At 69.6% G+C, this 6,163-nt stretch carries 7 protein-coding genes and 1 tRNA gene; 2 read left to right on the forward strand and 6 right to left on the reverse strand.

From position 1 onward, the window contains the following. The first annotated feature begins 144 nt into the window (after nt 1-144). Nucleotides 145-1,125, forward strand: coding sequence for a hypothetical protein (locus ACKOQ4_RS09625; RefSeq protein ID WP_526291210.1), 981 nt, complete (start codon nt 145-147; stop codon nt 1,123-1,125). 243 nt (nt 1,126-1,368) lie between these two features. Here the strand turns inward: ACKOQ4_RS09625 and ACKOQ4_RS09630 are convergent, their stop codons facing one another. Together ACKOQ4_RS09630 and ACKOQ4_RS09635 are read right to left on the reverse strand one after the other, a co-directional pair. Continuing rightward, nucleotides 1,369-1,707, reverse strand: coding sequence for a DUF3817 domain-containing protein (locus tag ACKOQ4_RS09630; RefSeq protein WP_526291212.1), 339 nt, complete (start codon nt 1,705-1,707; stop codon nt 1,369-1,371). Beyond that, nucleotides 1,704-2,093, reverse strand: a complete 390-nt coding sequence (locus ACKOQ4_RS09635; protein ID WP_526291214.1) for a hypothetical protein — start codon at nt 2,091-2,093, stop codon at nt 1,704-1,706. Before ACKOQ4_RS09635 ends, ACKOQ4_RS09630 begins: the two co-directional genes overlap by 4 nt. A 61-nt stretch (nt 2,094-2,154) precedes the next feature. On the opposite strand from ACKOQ4_RS09635, the gene ACKOQ4_RS09640 reads away from it, so the two are divergent. After that, nucleotides 2,155-2,237, forward strand: a tRNA-Leu gene (locus ACKOQ4_RS09640). Between the two features lie 25 nt (nt 2,238-2,262). Here ACKOQ4_RS09640 and ACKOQ4_RS09645 read toward each other — a convergent pair. From ACKOQ4_RS09645 to ACKOQ4_RS09660, 4 genes are all read right to left on the reverse strand, one after another. Continuing rightward, nucleotides 2,263-3,669, reverse strand: a complete 1,407-nt coding sequence (locus ACKOQ4_RS09645; RefSeq protein ID WP_526291216.1) for an MCE family protein — start codon at nt 3,667-3,669, stop codon at nt 2,263-2,265. Then, complete coding sequence (locus tag ACKOQ4_RS09650) at nt 3,669-4,790, reverse strand: MCE family protein (protein WP_526291218.1); 1,122 nt, start codon at nt 4,788-4,790, stop codon at nt 3,669-3,671. The genes ACKOQ4_RS09645 and ACKOQ4_RS09650 overlap by 1 nt, the downstream gene beginning before the upstream one ends. Beyond that, nucleotides 4,787-5,944, reverse strand: a complete 1,158-nt coding sequence (locus ACKOQ4_RS09655; RefSeq protein ID WP_526291220.1) for an MCE family protein — start codon at nt 5,942-5,944, stop codon at nt 4,787-4,789. Before ACKOQ4_RS09655 ends, ACKOQ4_RS09650 begins: the two co-directional genes overlap by 4 nt. A 26-nt stretch (nt 5,945-5,970) precedes the next feature. After that, a partial coding sequence (locus ACKOQ4_RS09660) for a hypothetical protein (protein ID WP_526291222.1) occupies nt 5,971-6,163 on the reverse strand: 193 nt, incomplete at its 5' end.

The raw sequence follows: 6,163 nt of genomic DNA on the forward strand, positions 1-6,163 counted from the left end.
CCATCGGCGGCGGCGAGGGCGACGGCGGCAACGGCGGCAACGCCGTTGCCGAACCACCCCGCCGAACCACCGTCACCACCGGCGAAACCACCCCCGCCGTTACCCCACAACAAACCGGCCTTACCGCCATCACAGGCACCACTGGTGCACGCCCCCTCATACTGGGTGTACGTCCAACCGGTACCGCCCAACAACCCCGCATCCGGACTCTCGGCGGTCCCATCCCCGAACAACCGCATCGGAGTCGCCGTCAACGCGCCCGTGGCCGAAACCCTCGGCGATCTCAGCAACAACCCACCCGAGGTCGACACCGACGCCGCCGCACGCGAGCCCGCCGATCCCTTGCCCAACTCCCGACGGCTGCACGCCGCCGCCGTCCACGCCAACGGACCCGCCGCGGGAACCCCACCGTCACCCCCGCCGGCCAACCAGGACAACAAGCCCGCACCCAACCCCGACACCACCCCACCGGCCGCCGCCGACTTCAGCGCCGGTGCGCCGGCAGCGGCCGGCGCCGGTGCGGCCGGTGTCGTGACCGACGACTTGGCCGTCACCGAAGACTTGGCCGATACCGTCGGGGCGTCCACCACCGCCGCCGGGAGTGTCCGTCGCGCCGCCGAAAGTGTTGGGATGGAAGAGGATTCGGCATCCGTACCGGCAGCCGCCACCTCGACCGGCGCGGCCGCCGGTGCGGTCGGCGCGCCGCTGCGCCGCGGTGCTGCGCTCCGGGGCAGGGCTGAGTCCTTCTTGCCGCGCGTCCGGGTGTCGGCCACCGTCCCGCTCTCGGTCGCCGCACTGCGGGGCGCGCGCCTGGTCGCCGGTGCGGGCGCGGAGTCCGCCGCACCGGTCTCCTGGCCGGCCGCCCGGGTCCGGCGCTGTGACGGACGCGTGCTGCTCTTGGACGCCGGAGAGGACGCCGAACCGTCGTTGGCCGCCCCGGTCGAACCGGCCGAACCGGTGGTGTCGGCATGGGCCACCGCGGGCATCACCACCACGGCCGCGCCGACACCCAGTGCCACCGCCAGTGCGCCGACGCGGCCCACCCGACGGTCGGGACGGTTGGGGGACAGAAACTCCGATGCGCGCATGATGTTGATCCTTAACCGAGAGCTGACGGACGGCTAATAGTAACCACGCGGTGTTTGACCGTTTGGCAAATTAGCCGAAGTCGGTCCCCGGCGGGTTCGCGACCCATCCGTTCGGGTTGTGGGGCGTACTCCCAGAACCCTATAAGCACAGCAAAGGACCACTTTTACGGTTGATCGCCCGGTTTTTCCACCCGTCTGAATAACTTCCTTATGCGGATCGTGGGCAACTCGTGCGTTACGTCGCTACGCGCGCTGTCAGCAAACTATCTCGGCGACCGGATCAGAGGTTGAACCGCTCCTTGACCTCGCGGGTCTGCACCTGCTCGACGATGATGCCCAACAGTGGGATGGTCCCGGCCAGCAGGACTCCGATCGTCTTGGCGATGGGCCAGCGCACCTTGACCGCGAGATTGGCGGTGAACAACAGATAGACGAAGTAGACCCAGCCGTGCACCACGCCGATCCAGCTCGGCGGGTTGTCAACCTTGACCACGTATTTGAGGACTATTTCGTAGCAAAGTGCGATCAGCCAGATGCCGGTCATCCAGGCCAGCACCCGGTATCCGGTCAACGCTGAACGGATCTTTTCCACCGGGGCGATCGGCGGGGTGTCGGTCATGCACTGGTCCTGTTCTGGTCGTGCCCGCCGGCCGTGCGGTCCGCCTCGGCGAGCCCGGCCAGGTAGGCGTTGTACTCCTGCAGCAGCGGGTCGGCGTGCTGCTCCGGGGCCACCGGGCGCTCCGGCAGCAGCCCGTCGGGAAGCGCGGTGATGTCCCCGTCGCCGGGCGGTGGGGGCGGCGCTTCTTCGTAGCTGACGAATTTGCGGTACGCGTACACGCAGAACGCCGCGAACATCGGCCACTGCAGGGCGTAGCCGAGGTTCTGGAAACTGCCGGCGGTGGACTCCCAGCGGCTCCACTGCCACCAGCCCAGCGCCAGGCACCCCGAGGCCGCGACGGCCACCAGAAGGATCAGCCCGAAGCGGCGCCGGCGCGTGATGGACACCAGTCGACCGTACCGCGCCGGGCCGTTCGCCTCGACCTGCCGCGATAGGATCAGCGGGCTTGCGGGCGTGGTGAAATGGCAGACACGCCGGCTTTAGGTGCCGGTGCTCGAGAGAGCGTGTGGGTTCGAGTCCCTCCGCCCGCACGAACGGTTCCGGCGTCGGGTTCGCTCAACCTCCGGGTGGTGTCAGCATCTGCTGCCAACCCGGCGTCTGGGGGTCGACCAGGTCGGGCCTGGTGGCCGGCCTACCGTCCGGTCCGACGTAGCCGCCGGTGGCGGGGTCGTACGGCACCGCCACCGGCGGATTCTGCGGCACGTCCTGACCCGACAGCGTCGCGTTCGGGTCGCCCTTCCAGTTCCAGCCGTCGTTGAGTGGGACGTAGTCCTGGTCGCTTTCGCACATCTCCACCGTGGGGGCGCGCTTGCCGGGGTTGGTCTCGCACGGGATGTTGCGGACGCCGCGCACGTTCAGCGAACTGTCCTGCGGCAGGCGGCAGTACAACTCGCCGGCCGGCCGTTCGGGGGCGTCGACGTCGCTGGGGGAGCGCTGCTGGGCGACCGGGAGGAATCCGGTGTTGCACGGCGGCGGCAGGTTGAGGTTGAGATTGAAGTCGAGGTAGATGCCCCGATAGTCCTGCTTGGTCCCGGCGTTGGGCGCGGCGATGGCCGACATCACCGCGGTGCCCTGCGGGAAAAGCACCAGCAACTGTTCGATGTCGGCCCGGTAGTCGATGGCGATCCGGCCGAGGCTGACCATATTGGTCAGCAGCATCGGCAGGGTGGGGGAGAACCGGTCGAACAGTGCCGTGCCCTCTCGCAGCGCGGGCCCGCCCTGGCGCAGCAGGTCGGCGAAAGCGGCGTCCTGGGATCTCAGCTGTCCGGTGATGGCGGCCATCTGCCGGGCCCACGCCGCGATCGAATCCGACGTCCGCACCTGGGATTCCAGAACCGCGGGCGACTGGTCGATCAGCGCGGTGATCGGTCCGATGTTCTTTCCTGCCTCGATCGCCAGCGCCGCCGACCCGTCGACGATCCGGGCCAACTCGGGCCCCAGGCCGCCGACCGCTTTGGCGGCCTCGTCGACGACGGTGCGCAGGTTGTCCGGGGGGATCGCCGTGATCGCCCGGTTCGTGGCGTCGAGCAGGGCGGCGATGTCGGGTGGAACCGTCACGGCCGCAGCGGGAATCACGTCCCCGTCTCGCAGCCGATGATCGGGATCGGCCCCGGCGGCGGGGGTCAGTTCGAGGAACTGCTCGCCGACCGCGGACCGGCTGTGCACCGCCGCGGTCACCGGGCCGGGAACCGGGATGTCGGAGTTCAATGTCAGGACGGCCCGGACGCCGTCCGGGGTGACGTCCACCGAGCGGACCCGGCCGACCTCGGTGCCGCGATAGGTGACCACCGACGTCGGGTAGAGACCGCCGGCGGCGGGCATCTCGACGCGAACGGTGTAGCGCCCGATGCCGAGCAGTGCGGGCAGTTTCACGAAGCCGAATGTCATGACGCCGCCGGCGATGACCGTGACAACCGCCAGCACGGCAAGCTGGATCCACACCGTTCGCGATAGCCGGATCATCAGTAGCCGCCCGTCCGGTAGGGGGCGATGAGCGGGTTGCCGGACGTGTAGGGACTGGGCATCTGGCCGATGGTCCGTCCCCACTGCAGTTCGAGTTCGGTGAGGTTGCCCTCCCAGCGTGTCCCGGTGAACAGGCCGCTGTCCAGCCGGCTCAACGTCAGGTCGATCACCAGGGTGATGTTGGCGAAGTCGCCGCGGAACCAGTTCGGGATGGTGCTCTTGACCCACGGGTAGGTGGACAGGAAGTCCAGCCCCTTGGTCAGCGCCGGCCCGGCGTCGGCCAGCGACCGCAGCACCGGGGCGATGTTGCGCAGGTTGGCCACCAGCGCGTCGCGGCTCTGGTTGACCGTCGAGGCGGCCACCGCACTGAACTGCCCGAGCGCGGTGATGGCGTCGGCCAGCTTGGTGCGGGAGTCCGACAGCACGGCCAGCGCCTGCGGAATGGTGGTCAGCGCCGAGTCCACGGTCTTGTCGCGGGCGGCCACCTGCCCGGCGAGGGCATTGAGTTGCTCGGTGGCGCTGATGATGTCGCCGGTCTGGTCGTTGAGCGCGGCGATGAAGGTGTCCAGTTGGGTGAGCAGACTGCGCATCTGGTCCTCGCGGCCGGCCAGCGCCTTGGCGAAGGTCTGGTTGATCTCCTGCAGCTGCGCCAGCCCGCCGCCGTTGAGCAGAACCGACACCGACGCCAGCGTCTGCTCGGCGGTCGGGTAGGCGCCGGCCGCCGCCAGCGGTATCACCGACCCCTCGGTGAGCTCGCCGCGCGCGGCCTCGGTCGCCGGCGGGGCCAGCTCGATGTGCATCGAGCCCAGCAGACTGGTCTGGCCGACCCGGGCGGTGGTGTTGGCCGGCAGGCGGACATCGCCGTTGATGCGCATCGTGACCAGCGCGTGCCAGTCCTGCACCTCGATCGCGGTGACATTGCCGACGTTGACGTCGCCGACCCGGACCCGGCTGTTCTGCTGAACGGTCACCACATCGGGCAGCTGGGCGGAGATGGTGTAGGAGCCGTCGCCGCGCCCCTGGGTCCCGGGCAGCGGCAGCGAGTTCAGCCCGCGCCAGCCGCACCCGGGCAGCGCCAGCACCAGTCCCGCAGCCAGTGCGGCGGCCACCGGCTTTCTCATGGCGACATTCCGGGCGGCAGCATCACCCCGGCCAGCCCCAGACCCGGGTCGGCGGACTGCGGGCGCAGCCGGTCCTCGCTGTAGGTGATCTCGTCGGGACGCGCGGCGGCGCCGACGAACGGGTTGAGCCCGAGCGGCGGGTAGTTGTACTGGCGGTTCTTGATGATCGGGGCCAGATACTGCACGCACAGCTTGGAGGACTGCTCGAAGCCGCGGCGGGACGCCGCTTCGATTGCACTGCAGATGAATTGGACGGTGTTGGCGAAGTTGACCGGCGCCAGGATCCCGGATATGGCGCTCTGGGCGGGCTGATAGATGTTCGTGAAGTTCTGGAACACCGTCGGGGCGATGTGCAGCACCTGCTTGATGTCGCCGCTGCTCTCGTTGAGGGCACCGGTGATGGCGTTGAGGTGGTCGATCGTCTCGCCGAGACCGTCGCGGTTCTCGGCGACGAAGCCGCGCAAGTCGGCTAGTGCGCCGTCGAGTCCCTTTGTGGTCGTTGCGATTTCGTCCGGGGTGTTGGACAGTACCGTCGTCACGTCGGCGAGGTTGGTGTTGAAGTCGGCGAGCAGGTCACTGCTCGAGGACAGCGCCGAGAGCAGCAGTTGCAGATTGCGGACGGTGGAGAAGATGTCGGTGCTGTGATCGCCGAGGGCTGAGATCGCCTTGGAAAGCTTGATGACGGTCTCGCGGGCGGTGTCGCCCTGCCCGCGCAGGTTGTCCGCGGTGGTGTTGACCAGCGCTCCCAGCGGACTCGGGCCGCCGGGAACGGTGGGTTGCAGCGACGCGGTCAGCTTCTCCAGCTGGTCGCGGAAGTCGTCCCACTCCACAGGCACCGCGGTGCGCTCCAGCGGGATCACCGACCGGGGTGCCAGTTTCGGGCCGCCGGAGTAGGCGGGCACCAGCTGGATGGCCCGCGCCGAGACCAGCGAGGGCGACAGGATCGCCGCCTTCGCCTCCTCCGGCACCGGGTATCTCGCGTCGACGGTGAAGGTGACCTTCGCGCTGTCGGGTTGCGGCTCGATCCTGGTCACGGTGCCCACCGCGACGCCGAGGATGCGCACCTCGTCGCCGGTGTAGAGGCCGTTGGTGTTGGCGAAGTAGGCGGTGTAGCTCGTCTGCGCGCGTCGCCAGTGGGTGCTCACCAGTGCGATTCCGCAGAGCAGTGTGGTGACCAGCGTCAGCGCGACGCCGCCCCGGGCTGCTGCGGGCCGGGGGTGGGGCCGGGCGCGGCCGGTGCGGGCGGTCCCGGCGGCGGGGCGCCGGGCGGCCGGGCGGTGACGCGGGGCACCACCCTGCTCGGCGGGATCGGACGGGGGGGCCCCCCCTGGCGTCGCGCGCGGTCGAGCGCCACCGCCGACTTGGCCAACACC

The organism is Mycobacterium sp. (genome assembly GCF_046095365.1).
Taxonomy (GTDB): domain Bacteria; phylum Actinomycetota; class Actinomycetes; order Mycobacteriales; family Mycobacteriaceae; genus Mycobacterium.

Excerpts from the sequence above, each read along its gene's own strand:
- ACKOQ4_RS09630 (WP_526291212.1), bottom strand. The coding sequence starts at position 1,707 with ATGACCGACACCCCGCCGATCGCCCCGGTGGAAAAGATCCGTTCAGCG.
- ACKOQ4_RS09645 (WP_526291216.1), bottom strand. The coding sequence starts at position 3,669 with ATGATCCGGCTATCGCGAACGGTGTGGATCCAGCTTGCCGTGCTGGCG.
- ACKOQ4_RS09650 (WP_526291218.1), bottom strand. The coding sequence starts at position 4,790 with ATGAGAAAGCCGGTGGCCGCCGCACTGGCTGCGGGACTGGTGCTGGCG.